Source organism: Neobacillus sp. NPDC093127 (genome assembly GCF_044754175.1).
Classification (GTDB): Bacteria; Bacillota; Bacilli; order Bacillales; family Cytobacillaceae; genus Neobacillus.
In genome coordinates this window covers 1-19,626 of sequence record NZ_JBIVOP010000015.1, presented here as the reverse complement: position 1 = coordinate 19,626, position 19,626 = coordinate 1, and the positions used below count along the sequence as shown (strand labels likewise).

General features: G+C 41.2%; 15 protein-coding genes and 1 other annotated feature. Of the genes, 11 read left to right on the top strand and 4 right to left on the bottom strand.

Annotated elements, in window-relative coordinates:
• The first annotated feature begins 32 nt into the window (after positions 1 to 32).
• Together ACIQCO_RS19320 and ACIQCO_RS19315 are read left to right on the top strand one after the other, a co-directional pair.
• Positions 33 to 2,048 (top strand): ABC transporter ATP-binding protein, encoded by a 2,016-nt coding sequence (locus ACIQCO_RS19320; RefSeq protein WP_400431238.1) that lies wholly within the window; start codon positions 33 to 35, stop codon positions 2,046 to 2,048.
• Between the two features lie 395 nt (positions 2,049 to 2,443).
• Complete coding sequence (locus ACIQCO_RS19315) at positions 2,444 to 3,031, top strand: TetR/AcrR family transcriptional regulator (RefSeq protein ID WP_400431235.1); 588 nt, start codon at positions 2,444 to 2,446, stop codon at positions 3,029 to 3,031.
• A 788-nt stretch (positions 3,032 to 3,819) separates the two neighbouring features.
• Here ACIQCO_RS19315 and ACIQCO_RS19310 read toward each other — a convergent pair.
• Entirely contained in the window at positions 3,820 to 4,074 is a 255-nt protein-coding gene (locus ACIQCO_RS19310) for an alpha/beta-type small acid-soluble spore protein (RefSeq protein WP_400431232.1), read from the bottom strand.
• 99 nt (positions 4,075 to 4,173) lie between these two features.
• Positions 4,174 to 4,388, top strand: a binding site (T-box leader).
• A gap of 48 nt (positions 4,389 to 4,436) precedes the next feature.
• On the opposite strand from ACIQCO_RS19310, the gene argS reads away from it, so the two are divergent.
• From argS to ACIQCO_RS19290, 4 genes are all read left to right on the top strand, one after another.
• The gene (gene argS / locus ACIQCO_RS19305) at positions 4,437 to 6,131 is read left to right on the top strand and encodes an arginine--tRNA ligase (RefSeq protein WP_400431229.1); all 1,695 of its coding nucleotides are present in this window, start codon (positions 4,437 to 4,439) and stop codon (positions 6,129 to 6,131) included.
• Positions 6,132 to 6,204: 73 nt separating this feature from the next.
• Positions 6,205 to 6,669: a DinB family protein gene (locus ACIQCO_RS19300; protein ID WP_400431227.1), complete on the top strand. Its 465-nt coding sequence runs from the start codon at positions 6,205 to 6,207 to the stop codon at positions 6,667 to 6,669.
• Between the two features lie 81 nt (positions 6,670 to 6,750).
• Positions 6,751 to 7,944, top strand: coding sequence for an MFS transporter (locus ACIQCO_RS19295; RefSeq protein WP_400431224.1), 1,194 nt, complete (start codon positions 6,751 to 6,753; stop codon positions 7,942 to 7,944).
• Between the two features lie 235 nt (positions 7,945 to 8,179).
• Positions 8,180 to 9,358 carry a NupC/NupG family nucleoside CNT transporter gene (locus ACIQCO_RS19290; RefSeq protein ID WP_400431221.1) on the top strand — a complete coding sequence of 393 codons (1,179 nt, stop codon included), beginning with the start codon at positions 8,180 to 8,182 and terminating at the stop codon, positions 9,356 to 9,358.
• Positions 9,359 to 9,399: 41 nt separating this feature from the next.
• Here the strand turns inward: ACIQCO_RS19290 and uptA are convergent, their stop codons facing one another.
• The 3 genes from uptA to mgtE form a co-directional block, all read right to left on the bottom strand.
• Complete coding sequence (gene uptA / locus ACIQCO_RS19285) at positions 9,400 to 9,993, bottom strand: undecaprenyl phosphate transporter UptA (RefSeq protein WP_400431219.1); 594 nt, start codon at positions 9,991 to 9,993, stop codon at positions 9,400 to 9,402.
• 71 nt (positions 9,994 to 10,064) lie between these two features.
• Entirely contained in the window at positions 10,065 to 11,252 is a 1,188-nt protein-coding gene (locus tag ACIQCO_RS19280; protein ID WP_400431216.1) for an FtsW/RodA/SpoVE family cell cycle protein, read from the bottom strand.
• 342 nt (positions 11,253 to 11,594) lie between these two features.
• On the bottom strand, positions 11,595 to 12,953 hold the full coding sequence (gene mgtE / locus ACIQCO_RS19275) for a magnesium transporter (protein ID WP_400431213.1): 1,359 nt from the start codon (positions 12,951 to 12,953) through the stop codon (positions 11,595 to 11,597).
• A 303-nt stretch (positions 12,954 to 13,256) separates the two neighbouring features.
• On the opposite strand from mgtE, the gene ACIQCO_RS19270 reads away from it, so the two are divergent.
• From ACIQCO_RS19270 to cshA, 5 genes are all read left to right on the top strand, one after another.
• Positions 13,257 to 14,033, top strand: coding sequence for a hypothetical protein (locus ACIQCO_RS19270; protein ID WP_400431210.1), 777 nt, complete (start codon positions 13,257 to 13,259; stop codon positions 14,031 to 14,033).
• A gap of 347 nt (positions 14,034 to 14,380) precedes the next feature.
• On the top strand, positions 14,381 to 15,457 hold the full coding sequence (locus tag ACIQCO_RS19265; RefSeq protein WP_400431207.1) for a D-alanine--D-alanine ligase: 1,077 nt from the start codon (positions 14,381 to 14,383) through the stop codon (positions 15,455 to 15,457).
• A gap of 62 nt (positions 15,458 to 15,519) precedes the next feature.
• Entirely contained in the window at positions 15,520 to 16,899 is a 1,380-nt protein-coding gene (locus ACIQCO_RS19260) for a UDP-N-acetylmuramoyl-tripeptide--D-alanyl-D-alanine ligase (RefSeq protein WP_400431204.1), read from the top strand.
• 218 nt (positions 16,900 to 17,117) lie between these two features.
• Positions 17,118 to 17,804, top strand: a complete 687-nt coding sequence (locus ACIQCO_RS19255; protein WP_400431201.1) for an alpha/beta hydrolase — start codon at positions 17,118 to 17,120, stop codon at positions 17,802 to 17,804.
• A 234-nt stretch (positions 17,805 to 18,038) separates the two neighbouring features.
• The gene (cshA, locus tag ACIQCO_RS19250; RefSeq protein WP_400431198.1) at positions 18,039 to 19,529 is read left to right on the top strand and encodes a degradosome RNA helicase CshA; all 1,491 of its coding nucleotides are present in this window, start codon (positions 18,039 to 18,041) and stop codon (positions 19,527 to 19,529) included.
• The last annotated feature ends 97 nt before the right edge of the window (positions 19,530 to 19,626 follow it).

Here is a 19,626-nt window from a genome sequence, read left to right as displayed (position 1 = left end):
TTTTTAATTAGGAGAGAGGAAGGGAAGACATTGTGGATAAATTACTAGAAATCAACAACCTACATGTTTCTTTTCAAACGTATGCCGGTAAAGTTCAGGCAGTCAGAGGGGTTAATCTCTATTTAAAAAAGGGTGAAACGCTAGCAATTGTTGGGGAATCTGGTTCGGGAAAATCGGTCACATCGAAAAGCATTATGAAACTTTTACCTAACAAAACTGCTCAAATTGAAGAGGGAGAAATCCTTTTTGAAGGGAAAAACTTAGTGAACCTTTCTGAGAAAGAAATGGAAAAAATAAGAGGTTCGGAAATTTCGATGATCTTCCAGGACCCAATGACAGCCTTAAACCCAACGATGACAGTGGGAAAGCAAATCGCTGAAAGTATCATGACCCATCAAAAACTAAATAAGCAGCAAGCACAGCAACGAACAGTTGATTTATTGAAGCTTGTTGGGATACCGAATCCTGAACAGCGGGTAAACCAATATCCACATCAATTTTCGGGTGGTATGCGGCAAAGGGTTGTCATTGCGATTGCTCTTGCTTGTAATCCGAGAATGGTTATTGCTGATGAGCCGACAACAGCATTAGATGTAACTATTCAAGCGCAAATCTTAGATCTCATGAAAGATATTCAAAAGAAAATGGATACATCGATTATCATCATAACCCATGATCTAGGGGTAGTTGCCAACATTGCCGATCGAGTGGCCGTCATGTATGCCGGAAAGATTATTGAAACCGGGACAGTCGAAGAAGTATTTTATAACCCGCAGCATCCATATACATGGGGATTATTAGGTTCAATGCCTAATTTGGAAACGAAAGGGGAGCTTGCTGCTATACCAGGAACCCCTCCAGATTTACTCCATCCACCAACAGGGGATGCTTTTGCTGAAAGAAACGAACACGCATTAAAAATTGATTATCTTCGTGAACCACCGATGTATAAAATTTCAGAAACTCATTATGCGGCTACATGGCTGCTTCATGGAAAAGCGCCAAAAATGGAGCGATCAGATTTTTTAAGAAAGAAAATAAAAGTGGTAGAAAGTCCGGCAACGAAACAGAACGAAAAAGCACCCTTTCAGCAAGAACCATTAATGGAAATCAAAAATCTTAAAAAGTATTTTAAAACGGGTAAGAATGAAGTGCTGAAAGCAGTAGATGATGTTTCCTTTACGATTTATAAAGGGGAAACTCTAGGTCTAGTCGGGGAATCTGGATGTGGTAAATCAACAACAGGAAGAACTTTGATGAGATTGTATGACGTTACTGATGGAGAAGTACTATTTCAAAGGGAACAGGTTCACGGGAAAAAGAATCTTTCCCAGTTAAAACAATTTAACCGAAAAGTGCAAATGATATTTCAAGACCCATATTCTTCGCTTAATCCTCGAAAAACAGTAGCGGATATTATTGCTGAGGGAATTGATATTCATGGGTTGGCAGCAACTAAAGAAGAACGACAGAAAAAGGTATTCCGCCTGCTGGAAACAGTAGGATTGAATAAAAGCCATGCAAACAGGTATCCACATGAATTTTCAGGAGGCCAACGGCAAAGAATTGGGATTGCCAGGGCGCTCGCTGTTGAGCCGGAATTTATCATCGCGGATGAACCGATTAGTGCCTTAGACGTATCCATCCAAGCACAGGTTGTTAATTTAATGAAAAGGCTTCAAAAGGAAAAGGAATTAACTTATTTATTTATTGCCCATGATCTTTCGATGGTCAAACATATAAGTGATCGTGTGGGTGTCATGTATCTTGGGGGAATAGTAGAGTTAGCTACCTCCGACGATTTATATGAGGAGCCTCTTCATCCATACACCCAAGCTTTGCTTTCAGCTGTCCCGGTCCCAGACCCTGATATTGAAAAGAAGCGCAATCGTATTATTCTAAGTGGTGATCTTCCCAGTCCAAGTAACCCGCCAAGTGGGTGCAGGTTTAGAACACGATGCTCTATGGCAACAGATACATGTGCACAAGTAACACCTATTTGGAAAGAAGCGAAACCAAATCATTGGGTTGCTTGTCATTTGTTTTAAAGAAATCTAGTTCCATAATAGCAAGATAAGTAAAAAATACTGACGATAGAAGCCATGGCACGAATCAAAAAGGTGCCGTGGTTTTTCATTTATATTAATCATTGAGTGATCGTTAGAAAAGATAAGTTTGCTTTACCCATAAAGCTTGTAATTAATCAAACGTTTGATTAGTATAGTACATTTCCGGCGTCCATTTAATCAAATGATTGATTAGTATAACACCTTCTGATCCGGATTTAATCAAACGTTTGGCTAGTATTGCCCATTATGCAGAAAAGTTTTTCTGATTTCCAAAAGCTTTCCAAATAAATTGAAACGAAATATTGACTATGCTATAGTGAAATTAGATGATCTTGACCGAAAAACTAAATTAGTCAATAGGGAGAGTGGGTTTTATGGCACCCGACAGAAGGAAAATGATTGTTGCAGCGGCGACAAAATCCTTTTCGTTATTTGGCTATAAAGCAACGACCATGGATCAGGTTGCGAAGCTTGCGAATGTCGGAAAGGGAACCATTTATACTTTTTTCAAAAATAAAGAAGAATTGTTTGAGGAGATTATTTCTTCGCTGGTGAAGGAAATGATTGTCGAGGCGGACTCAGCCATTCAGCCGGAATTACCGTTTACAGAAAATGTCCATCGCGCTTTGTACCGATTATTAGAATACCGCTCCCAGCACCAGCTCATGATTAAGCTGGTTCAAGAGGAAGCGGAAATGGGGACCTTAGCGGTTTCGGAAATGCTCCAGCATGTTGAAAATGAGATTATCGACTATTTAAAGCAAAAAATTGAGACCGCCATTGCTAAAGGAGCCATTCCTGCAGCTAACACAGAAGTCACCAGCTTTCTTTTATTAAAAATGTATATTGCCCTTGTGTATGACTGGGAAAGGAACCACGAACCGTTGAGTTCTGAGCAGATCGCTGAGATTATGAAGGTGTTTCTTTTGAAAGGTCTTCAAAAAAAGACTAAAACGACTTAGTTTAAGACTTAAGTCGTTTTTCTATTTTTGAGTGTTTTCTCATTTATTACGGAGTGTTCCCATAAAAGCGGGTATAGGATGCAAAGCCGGAATCGAAAAGGGGAAAAATGAATCCAATAAGGGGTATTGAATGCAAAGTCCTTTTAAAAAGGTCAATAAAATGGAGTTATTGGAAGGAATTTTCAATCAAAAAGGGCCCTATCCCAGATAGTAGAGGGGAAAGTTACCTGAGCCAGGCTCCCCGCCTGGCTTTTTCGTGGGTTTGCGGGTGAATTTAGGGAAGTGGACAGTAAAAGAGGAAAAGTGGATAGTAACTGGGCAAAAGTGGACAGTAAAAAGTCAAAAACGGACAGTAAATCCCCAGAACCGGAGAGTAAAGGGTCCAAAGTGGAGAGTAAATCACAAAGTCCTTTTAAAAAGGTCATTCAAAAGGAGTTATTGGAAGGAATCTTCAATCAAAAAGGGCCCTATCCCAGATAGTAAAGGGGAAAGTTACCTGAGCCAGGCTCCCCGCCTGGCTTTTTCGTGAGTTTGCGGGTGAATTTAGGGAAGTGGACAGTAAAAGAGGAAAAGTGGACAGTAAAAAGTCAAAACCGGACAGTAAATCCACAGAACCGGAGAGTAAAGGGTCCAAAGTGGAGAGTAATTCATAAAACCCGAATCGAAAAGGAGAAAGATGAATCTAATAAGGGGTATTTGGATGCAAAACCCGATTCGAAAGGGAGAAAAATGAATCCAATAGTTGGTAATCGAATCAATAAAGGGATCTACAAAATAGATCCCAAGCGTCACTGTCTCTTACTTAGGTTTTCCTGAGCCATTTTCACAAGCTCGCGAACCATGCTGCCGCCTAGCCTGCCGCCGACTTTTCCGGCCTGTTCGGATGTAAGCTTTCCATTGTAGCCCTTTTTCAATGGAACGCCGACCTCTTCGGCTGCTTCAAATTTGGCATTTTCCGGGCTCGCAGATTGAACGACCTTTGCTTTAAGCGCATCTAATCCACTTCGCGCTTCCGGAACAAGTATTTTATTTCTTCTCGCCATATAAATCCCTCCTTTACTAATAGGATTGCCTAAAAAAAACATTCAATAGTGACTGGATAAATCCTTATCTTTCCAGTATAATAACTGATAATCAAGATGGAAAAATCAATGAAAAAGAGAGTAGTTATCGAGGATGTTTTAGCGAGTCGGGGGTGGTGTGAGCCTGATACAGATTAGATAATGAAGCGCACTTTTGAGATGCAAACCCGAAACCAAGTAGGGTATGCCGGAGAATACTCCGTTACAAAGGGAAAGCTGGTTCTTTTTGAACAATTAGAGTGGTACCGCGGGATAGTCAAACTCTCGTCTCTTTTATAGAGGCGGGGGTTTTTTGTTTTCTAACAATAAAGGAGGTCTATAGCATGAATTTTAAAAAGGATCTTGCCGCCATCTTGTTTGAACTGCTTGAACAAGAAATTTCAGCAGATGAACTGGAACTGATGATTGAAAAACCAAAAAACGCGTCGCACGGTGATTTAGCCTTTCCGTGTTTTACGTTGGCAAAATTAAAACGGAAATCCCCAAATATGATTGCCCAAGAACTAGGTGAAAAGATTCAATCGCCAATTTTCGAACAGACAGAAGTGGTGGGAGCGTACCTAAATCTATTTTTAAATAAAAAGTTGGTTTCGGAAAAGGCAGTCAGTGAAATTATCACGCAAACAGGCCATTTCGGAGCCCATGAATTCGGGGGCGGCGGAAATGTCACAATTGACATGTCGTCACCGAATATCGCCAAGCCATTCTCAATGGGGCATTTGCGCTCAACCGTTATTGGTAACGCGTTAGCACTCATCGTAGAAAAGTGCGGTTATAAACCAATCAAAATTAATCATCTTGGTGACTGGGGTACACAGTTCGGGAAGTTAATTACCGCCTATAAACTATGGGGTGATGTCGAGAAGGTAAAACAAAGCCCGATTAAGGAGCTACTCGCACTTTATATTAAGTTCCATGATGTGGCAGAATCCGACCCATCGCTTGAAGACCAAGGCCGGAGCTGGTTTAAACGGCTCGAGGATGGCGACGAGGAAGCGTTAATGCTTTGGCAATGGTTCCGTGATGAATCATTAAAGGAGTTTTCAAGGATATACGAGTTGATGAACATCCAATTTGATTCATATGCTGGTGAGGCTTTTTATAATGATAAAATGGACCGAGTTGTTCAACTGCTTGAGGAACAACAATTATTGGTAGAATCCGATCAAGCCCAGGTGGTTGAGCTGACTAATGAGGAGCTGCCGCCATGCCTGATTAAAAAATCAGACGGTGCGACACTTTATGCGACACGTGATTTGGCGGCCGCCCTCTATCGCAAGGAAAATTACAACTTTGCTAAATCCTTATACGTCGTTGGCCATGAGCAGAGCCTTCATTTTAAACAGTTGATTGCCGTGTTAAGTAAAATGGGTTATCCGTGGGCAGAGAACATGGTTCATGTTCCGTTTGGGATGATGTTAAAGGACGGCAAGAAAATGTCGACACGGAAGGGGAAAGTAGTTTTACTCGAAGAGGTGTTAACGGAGTCGATTGCGATGGCGAGACATAATATCGAAGAAAAAAATCCAAACCTGGCAAATAAAGATGAGGTGGCCAAACAGGTGGGCGTTGGAGCCGTTATTTTTCACGACTTAAAGAACAATCGGATGAACGATATTGAATTTTCCTTAGAGGAAATGCTCCGCTTTGAAGGCGAAACAGGTCCATATGTTCAATACACGTTCGCCCGGGCCTGCTCAATTTTACGAAAAGGAAAATGGCAGGCGGATGTACCTCCTGCCAACTGCCATACTACTTGGGAAAAAGAGTGGAAGGTAATAAGCATGCTTATCGAATTCCCGAATGCCATTCAACGGGCCAGTGAAAATCTAGACCCATCACAGGTTGCTAAATATGTAGTCGATCTTGCACAAGCCTTCAATAAATATTACGCCGAAGTAAAAGTCCTTGAGGAAAGTGCGGAGCAGCCTGCACGTTTAGCACTTGTTTACAGTGTTACGGTTGTCCTTAAAGAAGGCTTGCGGTTATTAGGCGTTGAAGCACCGGAAGAAATGTAAGTTCGTTTTGTTTCAAAACTGGCTTAATATGGTATAAACTATAGCTAGGAAAATTAGAAAGGGGAAATTTGAAATGAGTGAATTACTATTTAAGAGCTTTGAGTTAACGAGGAACTATTTCTTGAAAAATGTAGCTTCGCTGGATGAAAGCCTTGTTGATGTACAGCCTGAGGGATTTAACAATACGATTCACTGGCACATTGGCCATGCATTAACTGTCACGGAACAATTTATGTTCGGTTTTCCCAAAAAATCAACAAATCTGCCGGCAAACTATATGGAGTTATTTGCGACTGGCACGAAACCGGCTGATTGGAATGGTGACGTTCCATCGGTTCAAGATTTGTCAACGGAGCTTAAGGAGCAATTAGGAAGGATTAAAGAAATTCCAGCAGAGAGTTTCAGTGAAAAACTAAAAACACCGTTCCTTGGTCAAGAAACCTTTGGTGAACTCGCTAACTTTGCAGTCTTCCATGAGTCGCTGCACTTAGGACAAATTCAAGCCATGAAGCGTGTGATAGAAAAGACCCAATCGTAAAAAAACAATCTAATGAAAGTTCGTTTCTACTAGCCGTAGAGACGTTTTTTCATTTATATAGGAAGGAAGTCCTCTGCAAAAATGGATAAACAGATGATTAATGAAGGACCTAAGGAAAAGATCTGGACAAAGGATTTTGTTCTTATTGTATTTGCTAACTTTTTTATCTTTCTTGGCTTTCAGATGACACTGCCGACCATTCCCCTTTTTGTTGAACAATTAGGCGGAAATGATCAATTAATTGGCGTTGTTGTCGGAATCTTTACCTTCTCAGCCCTGCTTCTGCGTCCGATTGCAGGGCATGCGCTTGAAACAAAGGGGAGAGGCTTTGTTTATTTAATCGGTTTAGCGATTTTTGTCCTTTCTGTAGGGTCATTTGGGTTCCTAACGAGTATCGCGCTTCTTTTTGCCATGCGTGTGGTGCAAGGGGTAGGCTGGGGATTTTCCACAACTGCGTCGGGAACAATCGCAACCGATTTAATCCCTCCATCAAGAAGAGGCGAGGGAATGGGGTATTATGGTTTGTCGGGAAATTTGGCGCTCGCTTTCGGTCCAGCGCTGGGGCTTGCCTTAACCAACGGGAGCCTATCATTTCAATTCTTTTTCTTAATTTGTGCCGGTTTAGGACTGATTGCTTTTCTGTTGTCTTCAAGAATTAGCTACAAAAAAGTTGAACCACAACCGAAAAAAACAAATGCTAAGCTGGATTTGTACGAAAAAAGTGCACTGAGACCATCGATGCTGATGTTCTTTCTGACAGTCACGTTTGGCGGGATTGCCTCCTTTCTGCCGTTGTACACAGCAAAAGAACATATAGGAGGCATTCAATGGTACTTCCTTCTGTATGCGATCGCCTTAATGGTGACAAGAACATTTGCCGGTCAACTATATGACCGGAAGGGGCATCAGGCGGTATATATCCCTGGAACCATGTTGATTTTGGCAGCGATGCTTTTGTTAGCCTGGCTTCCTAATAGCGCCATTCTTTATACAGCAGCTTGTCTGTATGGTCTTGGTTTTGGCACGGTGCAGCCTGCCCTGCAGGCATGGTCGATAGAAAAAGCTCCATTAAATCGAAGAGGAATGGCAAATGCCACCTTCTTTTCCTTTTTTGATTTGGGAATTGGTACAGGAGCCATCGTGTTTGGCCAAATTGGCTACTTATTCAGCTACAGCAGTATTTATCTAGCGGCAGCGATATCCGTTTTTATTTCGATGTTGCTTTATTTCTTTTTCCTATATAAGGATCGGTTAAGTGTGACCCAGGAGGGATAAGCAGCTTCTAACCAAGCTGTTTTTCTTTTTGGGGTGATCGAGAAAGATAGGATAAATTTGAAAAGTAGGGGAAACCTGAATATTGTTACTTTATCTATTTGAATTGACAGCCCTTCCATTTTAATTCTATAATCGAATTTGTGTTTTGAAGTTTTGTCGACTTTTGTCGAATTATTTTGATTATTTCTCACTTCTTTACATAATTAATCTGACACCAGGAAAGGGAGAAAAAGATTTGAAATTTATTATTTTTTTAGCGGCGTTAGCGGTTATTTTTTTACTCGCCTATATCGTCAGTTACAATAAAAAAGGGATTAAGTTTAAGCCGATTGTCATGATGATTATTTTGCAGTTAATTTTGGCATTTGTGTTACTAAATACCGAATTTGGTCTTTTAATCATTAAAGGGGTATCGGCATTGTTCGACTATCTTCTAAGTTATGCAGCTGACGGAATTAATTTTGTTTTTGGCGGGATAGCCAATAAGGGGGAAATGCCTTTCTTCCTAAATGTTCTAATGCCAATTGTGTTTATTTCCGTACTAATAGGGATCGCGCAGCACATCAAGGTGCTCCCAATCATCATACGTTATCTTGGTTTAATCTTGAGCAAGATAAATGGTCTGGGAAAGTTAGAATCCTATAATGCCGTCGCCTCGGCTGTTTTTGGACAATCAGAAGTTTTTATTTCAGTGAAAAAGCTACTTCCTCATCTGCCGCAGCATCGGCTATATACTTTGTGTACATCAGCAATGTCAACGGTTTCAGCTTCGATTTTAGGGGCCTATATGACAATGATTGACCCGAAGTACGTCATAACGGCGCTGGTTTTAAACCTATTTGGCGGATTTATCATTGCCAATATCATTAACCCGTATGTAGTTAGTGAGGAAGAAGATATTTTTGATATCCAAGAAGAAAAACAAACATTTTTTGAAATGCTTGGTGAATATATTTTAGATGGTTTTAAAGTGGCTATTATTGTTGGGGCCATGCTAATTGGTTTTGTTGCTTTAATTAGTTTGATAAACCATGTGTTTGCTGGGATTTTCGGGATTAGTTTCCAAATGGCGCTGGGTTATTTGTTTGCACCGTTCGCCTTTATCGCCGGCGTGCCTGCATCCGATATCGTAGAGGCTGGGACAATCATGGCAACCAAATTGTTGTCCAATGAGTTTGTCGCGATGATCGATTTAGGCAAAGTCAGCCATTCTTTATCCAATAAAACAATCGGTATCGTTTCCGTATTCCTTGTTTCCTTTGCAAACTTCTCATCAATTGGGATCATTGCTGGGGCAGTAAAGGGCTTAAATGAGAAGAAAGGGAACGTTGTTGCAAGGTTTGGCCTTAAATTACTTTATGGAGCAACACTTGTAAGTCTTTTAACAGCAACAATCACCGGCCTGATGCTATAATCTTCTTATCTTGAGTTTGGAAAAGAAGAAAACCACCGTGCTTAATCGGTGGTTTTCTTTGTTTTCTTGATAATAAAATAGATAGCACCTAATATGACAGCTGCAATAATAGTTGGCAGTACATATGGATGTGCTTTTTCTTTAATATCGCCCCAATTACTGCCTAGTACCATCCCTACATAAAGGAATATGATTGTCCATGGCAAAACGGCTGCCACCGTGTAAAGGATAAACTTTTTAGCTGACATTTTTGCAATTCCAGCTGGAATCGAAATCGCGTGTCTTACAACGGGAATGAAACGTGCGGAGAAAATAACTCCGGCTCCATATTTATTAAACCATTGCTCCGCAAGGTCAATATGACTCTTTTTAATAAGTACGTATTTTCCGTATTTCTCTAAAAAGGGTCTGCCCCCGTAATATCCGGCCCAATATAAAAAAAGCTGGGCAATCGTACCGCCGATTGTTCCGGCAATAACCGCTCCTACAAAATTCAAATGTCCTTGCGAAATCATATAGCCGCCATAGCCTAAAACAATTTCACTTGGGATGATCTCAATCATTAATCCTAAGGCAATACCGAAATATCCTAAATGGGATAAGAATTCTAAAATATTGTTAATAAATTCTGTCATAGTTCACCTTCGCTAATGTATTATTTATAACCTTATCTAGTTTATCATAAAGCACAAAGTATTGCTCCTGCCTATTGACTTAACGAATTTTCCGAAGAAAACAAATACGTTTTATGATGGTATCGAATGCTGTATATTAGACCCATAGCAAACATATTTCCCATGAGCGAGCTTCCGCCATAGCTGATAAATGGCAGCGGTATCCCCGTAATTGGCAGCACTTGAATCGTCATACCGATATTTTGAAAGACATGAAAGGCGATCACGCTGATAATGCCCGTACAAACATAGGTATTAAACGGATCCTTGGTGTCCAATGAGGTCTTGATTAAATGATAGATGAGCAGGAAGAAGAGCCCAACTACAATACTGCCGCCGACAAAGCCATACTCTTCGCCAATAACGCTGAAGATAAAGTCGGTATGAGCCTCAGGAATATACACCTCACGATTGCCGAAACCTTTGCCGGTTATTAGTCCTGAGCCAATCGCACTCATTGATTTTAGCAAGTGATAGCTTGAATCGGTTGCGTAATTATTTGGGTCAAGCCAGGCGTAAATTCGGTTAAATTGATAGGTTTGAACGTGCAGGTATTTTACAAGAAATTCAGGCTTGATTAAAACAAGATAGAAAATAAGCGCTGCGAACGACGCACCAGCACTGTATATCGGGATAATGATTTTCCACGAAATCCCCGAAATAAAGATAAGCCCTGTTAAAATTGATAAAATGACAAGCCCTGTCCCAAGGTCGGGTTGGAGCATGATTAATCCTAGCGGTACAGCCGTTGTGATTCCTAATTTTAATAGTAAAAGAAAATCAGTCTTCAGTGATTTTTCAAGATGCTTTTCTTGGTGGGATGTAATGACACGGCCTAGGGCTAAAATTAAAAAGGTTTTGACGAATTCTGAGGGTTGAATCTGCCCGATTCCTTTAATGACAAACCAGCTTTTCGCTCCGTTTCTGACAGGTGCGATTGATTCCGGGGCAGCGTAAACGGCAATTAGTAAAATGAGGCCGAAGCCATATAAATACCAAGAAAGCCGCTTATATTGATAGCCATCGATAAAGATGGCAACGGATATAATAGCGGCCCCGATAATATACCAAAAAATTTGCATGACTAAAAAGTTCTTTCCGCCATATTGTCCCGAGGCTTGGGCGCTGTAAATGGCTGCACAGCTAACAAGGAAAAAAAGAAATAATAATAATGTTAACGTCCAATCAAAGCGATCAGCTTTTTTCATTTGTTTGTCCATTAGCTACACCCATTTTTCTAAGATCATTCCCTTCTAGCCTAGCAAATAAAGAGTTTGCTCACAATAGCCTATTAAGGGAAAATATTACAACCATCTATAGAACATGACGATTCTTACCAGTAAATGTTTCAACTTTATTTTTTGCAAAAAGGCTGTGTAAAAAGTGAATGTTGATTTCCGTTCCAGGCGCTTCGCGTTCCGCGGGGCGGGCGGTGAGCCTCCTCGGCGCTAAAGCGCCTGCGGGGTCTCACCTGTCCCGCTGCTCCCGCAGGAGTCTCGCGCCTTCCACTCCAATCAACATTGTGCTTTAACAAAGCCTTGCAAAAAGCTATTACCTAGAAACTACATTAAATGCTTTAAAAACATCGTCGCGATTCCGAAATAGGTGAGCAAGGAAAAGATATCGTTTAAGGTGGTAATCAGCGGTCCAGACGCCACCGCTGGGTCAATCTTGAAGCGGTAAAGAATGAGCGGAATAATTGTTCCGGCAAGTGTCCCGATAATGAGCGTGAAGAAAAGTGAACAGCCGACCACAGCGCCTAATATCAGATTGCCCTGCCAAATATAAGCAATAATCGAAATTAGGATGGCACATGTCACCCCAATGGTTATTCCCACGCCGAGTTCCCGCATCACTAAACGGGTAACGACACCTTTATCAATATCGTGTGAAATAAGCCCCCGTACAACAACCGCAAGCGACTGTGTACCTGTATTCCCTGTCATCCCGGCAATCATCGGCATAAAAAAGGCGAGAGCAACAACCTGCTGAAGCGTATCCTCAAAACTGGAGATGATTCTTCCTGAAATGAGCCCGATGAATAACAGTAAAATCAGCCAAGGAAGCCTCCTTGCTGCGGCAACGAGCGTTTTCGTTTCAAAGTCTATCGATTTCCCAGATGCCGATAGCTTTTCAATATCTTCATTTGCTTCCTTGATTACAATATCGATGATGTCATCGACCGTGACAATCCCGACAAGGACTTTGTCCACATCAACCACGGGGATTGCTAAGAAATCATACCGCTCCGCTATTTGTGCGACAACCTCTTGGTCAGCCGTTACGGGAACGGAAATAACCCGTTCATACATAATCGTGCGGATTTTTTCCTCCGGTTCCGCTAGCAGTAAATCCCGATAAGAAACAACGCCCACCAGCTTTCGTGCTTCATCAATAACATATAAATAGTTAATCGATTCAGCAAATCCGGCGAAGACTTTAAACTTATCGACTGCTTCTCTAACGGAAAAATAATCGCGAATCCAGACAAAGCGGTTCGTCATGATTCTTCCCGCTGTTTCCGGCGGATAATTCATAATGCCCTTTACGGCATTGGACTCTTCTGTCTTCATCCCTGAAAGGAGGGAATCCTTCTTTTCGGGAGATAACTCATTTAATAGAAGCGCCAAGTCATCATTATCCATTAAATCGAGAACTTTACTGGACTTTTCAATTCCAAGCTTGTTCAATAAATCGAGCTGCTCTTCCTTTTCAAGCTCCTCCATCAGGTCAGCAAGGACATCAAATTTCAAAAATAATAAAAATCTTGCTTTATGTTTCTCGGGTAAATCCTGATAGATTTTTGCGACATCATAGGGATGAAGCTCTTCCATTCCCGCTTCAAACTCTGTTTTTTTGTTTTCTTTTAGCGTTTTAATGATATATAGGGTGATTTCATCTTGCGTCATATCTTTGAACATACTTGCACACGCTCCTTTCCCATGGTGCGGCTTAAAAAATAAAAAAAACAAATAATAGTTTATAGAACCTTAAAAATAGTATATGTAATAACAGGAAGAAAATCGAATTCTTGACATTGTTAACGATTGGAAAGTGCAAAGTCATGATGTTAATCAAAAAATATTATTTGTAAAAGAATTGAAATAAGCTATTTGTCCTATTATTTGATAAAATGAGGAAGTATTGACAAAACCATTTGGCAGTTTCATGGAAATTGTCTTATTATTATCATTTAACCCAAGTTTGATCGGAGGAGTTCGGCTTTGAAAAAGCATCATCAAGACATACGTGATCTCATCTATGTCCATTTAAATCAAACAGATCAGTATGTATTGTCCTACGGTATCGAATTCGGTGAATTTGCTGCTGCTTTTTCAGGTTCATTAAACCAATTGCTTTTGTTAAAGCACCGCTTTGATGACGCTGATTTTAATATGCATACCCAACTCGAATATTGCCCGGAAGAAAGAATTAACAAATTAGCGCAGGAAGATGTTTATGGTTACGGAGATTTCTGCTGGATAGATTATCTTGAGGAAGATGTCTTGAATGAACTATCTGACCAAGAAATGGCTGAATTACTGTTTCTAGGTCATCAAAAGAGGCATTTAAAATCGCCTTTTTATAATAAGTTAGGCAACCGTTTTGTTTACCTGGCACATGATGATGGCTGGTTAAACAAAATCTATTACCGAAGCTTTAAGGATTTTTTCCATTTACTAAGTGAAGTAATTGCCGGCAAGCTTGGAGAGTTAAAGCTGGAAAAAACAATTCTTGGGATTAGAAAAAAACGTTCCTATCCGCAGGTGAATAAGGAAATCCTCCTGTCGTTAACACCCTTCATCAAAGAAGGTATTTGCATTTCTCTAAAGGATGCGGACCATCAACGAACAAGAATTGAAATTCCCATTTGGGTGATGGGCGATTTCGCTAATATGGATGATATGCACGAGGAATACGAGCAAATCTCCAATAAACCCTGCCATGCTAAAATTATCTTTGATAAAAAAACAAAGGAATGGAAGCTAAATGTCATTTAAATCTCTCCGCATTGGGGAGGTTTTATTTTAATATCAGGCTTTATATCAATGAACTTTGAGAATTGTCCAGCTCCAGCGCCTAGGGGCTAGTGTCCTTCGCACTCCGCCCTACGATAAGTCAACATCGAATCGCTTCGCTCTTCGTGTTTCCTTTATCTCAGTTGGAGTGCTCCAGGCCATACGCCCCTGACCAAGGCGCTTGCGCTTTTCTTTTTGTTGTTAACTAAGCACTAAGAATCATAAAATACTGTATAGAAAAAACATTAAAAAACAACATTGCTGCATTTCCTTTCTTATTTAATAAAGTGTTAAAATAAAAACGTGAATGAGAAAATGGAGGTTTTGGTATGAAAACAAAACTAGGTTTGTTATATGGAGGAAAATCGGCTGAGCATAAAGTGTCACTGCAGACAGCCCTTGCTGTAATTCAAGCATTGGATCTTGAAAAATTTGAAATTCATCCTATTTACATAAATGTTGAAGGCCGGTGGATTAAAGGACCAGAGCTTAGCGGGCCGGTAGAAAATGTTAAAGCGCTTGAGTTTTCTAATGACAATGAATTATCGCCTTTATCCCTTGCACCAGCGCTATTCCACGCTGAAAAACAGGAAGCGCCGCTTGATGTTATTTTTCCGTTGTTACATGGACCAAACGGGGAAGACGGGACAGTTCAAGGATTATTAGAATTGTTAAACTTACCTTACGTGGGGAACGGGGTACTTGCTTCAGCTGCCGGAATGGATAAAGTGATGATGAAAAATGTCTTTTCACAAGCCGGGCTCGCGCAAGTAAACTATGTTGCTTTTATTAAAAGTGAATGGGAGCACTCAAAAGAAGAGGCGTACTCTAAGGTCGAGGCAGAGATCGGTTTTCCTTGCTTTGTGAAGCCGGCAAATCTTGGCTCGAGTGTTGGTATTAGCAAATGTACGAATCGCGCTGAACTAGAAACGGCTTTCGTGGAAGCATTTCAATTTGACCGTAAAGTGATTATTGAAGAGGGTGTTGTTGCTCGTGAAATCGAGGTTGGCATCTTAGGGAATGACTATCCGGAATGCTCCATTCCCGGTGAAATTGTTCCGAAAACGGATTTCTATGACTATAAAGCCAAATATGAGGATGGCGATACGGCCTTAATTATCCCGGCTGACATTAAAGATGAAGAATACGAGCAGATAAAAGAAATGGCGATTCAAGCGTTTAAAGCATTGGATTGCTCTGGTCTCGTTCGTGCTGATTTCTTCTTAACGAAGGATGGAAAGGCGTTAATCAATGAGGTGAATACTATGCCGGGCTTTACCCCGTTTAGCATGTTCCCGCTTTTGTGGAAGCACACCGGGCTTGCGTACCCGCAATTAATTGAGCGTCTCGTTAATCTTGCCAAAGAAAGACATGAAGAAAAACAACAGATTAAATATACTTTTTAAAAACATTCGAAGACACGGCTGATTGCCGTGTCCGTTTATATTTAAAAAAGGAGGGTATCAAATTGATAAAACGTTCGATGAAGCAGTTGGCAGAAATGGTTTCCGCCACAAATGATATCAGCCCGTTTGCTGAAGTAATGATTGATGGAGTTACAATTGATTCCCGCAAAATAGCAGCAGGGAACTTGTTTATTCCTTTTAAAGGGGAGAATGCGGACGGACATAAATATGTCGAGGAAGCCATCCGTAAGGGTGCAGCTGCAGCTCTTTGGCAAAAGAATGTTCCGAACCCGCCAGCTGATTTGCCGATTCTTATGGTTGATGACTGCCTGGTTGCCTTGCAGGAACTAGCACGAAAGTATCGAAGAGAATTATCTGTTAAAGTAGTCGGAATTACGGGAAGCAATGGAAAAACAACGACGAAGGATATGACCGCCGGCCTTTTATCCATCCAGTATAAGGTTCAAAAAACGGAAGGGAATTATAATAACCATATCGGACTTCCGTTAACCGTTTTAGGTTTAAGTGAGGATACAGAGATTGCCGTCTTGGAAATGGGAATGAGCGGCAGGGGTGAAATTGAGTTTCTGACAAAACTTGCCTGTCCTGATGCCGTCGTTATCACGAATATTGGTGAGTCGCATCTGCTTGATCTTGGTTCGCGAGAAGGAATTGCGGAAGCGAAACTTGAAATTTTAGCAGGACTGCAAGATGGTGGACTAGCTGTGCTAAATGGTGATGAGCCGCTGCTAATGGACCGAATTCAACAATATGAAGGCAATCTCCGGGTTCAAACCTTTGGCAGAAATGAAACCAATGATATGTACCCAACCGAAATCACGCAAATGGAGCAAGGAAACCGCTTCAAAATTAACTGTTCGGACGTTTTCTTTGAGCTGCCTGTCCTAGGAACCCATAATATTTTAAATGCACTGGCAGCCATGGAGATAGCACAGTATTTTTCAATACCATTTGAAAAAATCAATGCAGGTTTAGCGGGTATCAAGCTGACAAATATGCGGATGGAGCTTGTTGAGGGGCGCCGTGGGGAAAAGATAATCAATGATGCCTATAATGCTAGTCCGACTTCAATGATGGCAGCAATCGAATTAGTGGCCAACATCCAAGGGTACAAGCGAAAAATCCTTGTGCTTGGTGACATGCTCGAGCTTGGACCGCAAGAGGAACAATACCATTTGCAAATAGGTGAAGGTTTAGATGCCGATAAAATTGATTATCTGTTCACTTTTGGGACATTGGGAAAAGACATTGCCAAAGGAGCAAGCAAGGTTTTGGGAGAACAACGAGTGTTTGCTTATACAAACAAGGAAGAACTGATTCAAAAGTTAGAACAGTATGTCGATGAATCCACATTAGTTTTGGTTAAAGCTTCACGGGGTATGAAATTAGAAGAAATCGTAATGGCGCTTCAAAACAACTAAAAGCGCAAGTGCCCTGGTCAGCGGCGTATGGCCTGGAGCGCTCCAACTGAGATAAAGGAAACACGGAGAGCGGAGCGCATCCGTGCTTGACTTATTGTAGGGCGGAGAGCGAAGGACACTAGCCGCTAGGGCGCTGGAGCTGGACAATTCTCAAAGTCAAAAATTTATACTTTCATATCTCTTAAAAAAATCGGGAGTAATTGGCAGGTGGAGTAAGGATGATTGGCTGTTTGTGCATTCATGGATTTACGGGTGCGCCTTATGAAGTGGAGCCGCTTGTCGGCTATTTACAGGAACGGACCGATTGGGTTTTTAGTGTCCCTACACTGCCAGGACATGGGGAACTCAGCTCTTTAAAGGGAATTCATTATCAACAGTGGATCGATCACGCTGGAGCTGAACTAGGCAAGCTTAGCGAAATTTGTGATGAAGTGTATGTAATAGGTTTTTCCATGGGCGGCCTTATTGCCAGTTATCTTGCTGCAAATTATCCTGTCAAAAAGCTGATTCTCCTTAGTGCTGCAGCATATTATATTAATCCAAGGCAACTCGCTGCTGATATAAAAATGGCGATTTTGGATTCCCTGCATGGAAACTTGCGCGAAAATGAATTATTTCTGCATTATAAAAGAAAAATAACAGAGACCCCTTTTGCGGCAACATTGCAATTCCGCAGGCTTGTTACTTTTATTAAGCCGCTGTTAAATCAGGTGAAAGTGCCGACGTTAATTGCACAAGGAGAGTGCGACGGAATTGTGCCGCCCAAAAGTGCTGAATACTTATATCGAACCATTGGTGCTAAAGAGAAAAAGCTGATGTTTATTAAGCAATCCAAACATCTTATTTGTCACTGTGAGGAGAAGGCTGCCCTATTTTCTCAAGTTTTAGACTTTTTGATGGAGTGATAAAAACCGGTTTATGTTACGATTAAACTCGTCTTTATTGCAAGGTACTAGCAATTGTGGTACAATAACCATCAACGTGTCTAAAGAACGATTGAAAAGGGCATACTCCTGCGGAGAGTGTCTTTTTTTTGGTAAAATAAAGACGTACCTATTACCGCATTTTGATGCGTAACGCGAAATATATTCAGCACTTTTGCAAAAATATTTTCAAATAGATGAAGGAGAATGAAAACATTGACAAAGTTTGAAGAACTGGGCCTAAGTCAGGCCACTTTAAATGCTGTCCTCAAAATGGGTTTTGAGGAAGCAACACCAATCCAGGCAGAAACGATTCCATTGGGTTTGAAAAATATTGATTTGATCGGGCAAGCTCAAACAGGAACGGGTAAAACGGCTGCATTTGGGATTCCATTGGTTGAAAAAGTAGATGTAACAAGGGATGCCATTCAAGGGATTATCATTGCCCCAACACGTGAATTAGCGATTCAAGTATCAGAAGAGCTTTATAAACTCGGGTCCGGGAAAAGAGTCCGTGTCCTTCCAATTTACGGCGGACAGGATATCAGCCGACAAATCCGTTCATTAAAAAAAGCCCCTCACATCATCGTTGGAACTCCTGGCCGGGTTCTTGATCATATTAATAGAAAAACGATGCGCCTTGATACAGTAACCACAGTGATTCTTGATGAAGCGGATGAAATGTTAAACATGGGCTTCATTGAAGACATTGAATCGATTCTTGCTGCGACACCGTCCGAACGCCAGACGTTGTTATTCTCAGCAACAATGCCAGGACCGATTCAAAGAATGGCAGAAAAGTTCATGAAGGATCCGCAAATTGTTCGTGTGAAAACGAAAGAATTGACCATGCCTTCGATTGAACAATATTATCTTGAGGTTCAAGAAAGAAATAAATTCGATGTATTAACAAGGCTGCTTGATATTCAATCACCGGAGCTTGCGATTGTTTTTGGCCGGACAAAGCGCCGTGTTGATGAATTATCAGAAGCATTAACGTTAAGAGGATATACAGCAGAAGGTATTCATGGCGATTTAAGCCAGGCCAAACGCTTATCAGTCCTTCGTAAGTTTAAAGAAGGTACAATCGATGTTCTTGTCGCAACAGATGTCGCTGCAAGGGGTCTCGATATTTCTGGGGTTACCCATGTATACAACTTTGATATTCCGCAGGATCCAGAGAGTTATGTTCACCGTATCGGACGTACGGGTCGTGCAGGTAAAAAAGGTATCGCCTTAACTTTCATTACACCACGTGAGAAGTCTTATCTTGCCGTTGTGGAAAGAACAACAAAACGCAAAATGGAAAAAATGAAGGCACCTACGCTTGATGAAGCATTAGAAGGCCAACAAAAAGCGGTTGTTGAAAGAATCGTCCAAACGATTGAATCAAACAACCTGCATTATTATAAGGCAGCAGCTCAAGAATTGCTGGAAGAAAATGATGCATCAACCGTTATCGCAGCAGTGCTGAAGATGTTAACAAAAGAACCGGATACAACTCCGATTAAATTAACAGAAGAACAGCTTCCGCAAAAGAGAGAGAGAAAACCATACGACCGTGACCGTCGCAGAAGAGACGATTCGAGAGGGTCATACGGTGGCGGCGGTGACCGTAACAGAAAAAAGGCACCGGTAAAACCAAGAAGCGGTGAAAAAAGAACCGGCGGCAAATCAACAAAGCCTAGAAGCTATAATCATCAATAATTAGAAAAGCGTAAGCGCCCTGGTCAGCGGCGTATGGCCTGGAGCGCTCCAACTGAGATAAAGGAAACACGGTGAGCTTCGCTGCCCGATGTTGACT

What these genes read in the sequence shown, in the direction of transcription:
- ACIQCO_RS19310 (WP_400431232.1), bottom strand. Translation starts at nt 4,074, where the DNA reads ATGGCGAGAAGAAATAAAATACTTGTTCCGGAAGCGCGAAGTGGATTA.
- uptA (WP_400431219.1), bottom strand. Translation starts at nt 9,993, where the DNA reads ATGACAGAATTTATTAACAATATTTTAGAATTCTTATCCCATTTAGGA.
- ACIQCO_RS19315 (WP_400431235.1), top strand. Translation starts at nt 2,444, where the DNA reads ATGGCACCCGACAGAAGGAAAATGATTGTTGCAGCGGCGACAAAATCC.
- argS (WP_400431229.1), top strand. Translation starts at nt 4,437, where the DNA reads ATGAATTTTAAAAAGGATCTTGCCGCCATCTTGTTTGAACTGCTTGAA.
- ACIQCO_RS19255 (WP_400431201.1), top strand. Translation starts at nt 17,118, where the DNA reads ATGATTGGCTGTTTGTGCATTCATGGATTTACGGGTGCGCCTTATGAA.
- ACIQCO_RS19280 (WP_400431216.1), bottom strand. Translation starts at nt 11,252, where the DNA reads ATGGACAAACAAATGAAAAAAGCTGATCGCTTTGATTGGACGTTAACA.
- ACIQCO_RS19295 (WP_400431224.1), top strand. Translation starts at nt 6,751, where the DNA reads ATGGATAAACAGATGATTAATGAAGGACCTAAGGAAAAGATCTGGACA.
- ACIQCO_RS19300 (WP_400431227.1), top strand. Translation starts at nt 6,205, where the DNA reads ATGAGTGAATTACTATTTAAGAGCTTTGAGTTAACGAGGAACTATTTC.
- ACIQCO_RS19265 (WP_400431207.1), top strand. Translation starts at nt 14,381, where the DNA reads ATGAAAACAAAACTAGGTTTGTTATATGGAGGAAAATCGGCTGAGCAT.
- mgtE (WP_400431213.1), bottom strand. Translation starts at nt 12,953, where the DNA reads ATGTTCAAAGATATGACGCAAGATGAAATCACCCTATATATCATTAAA.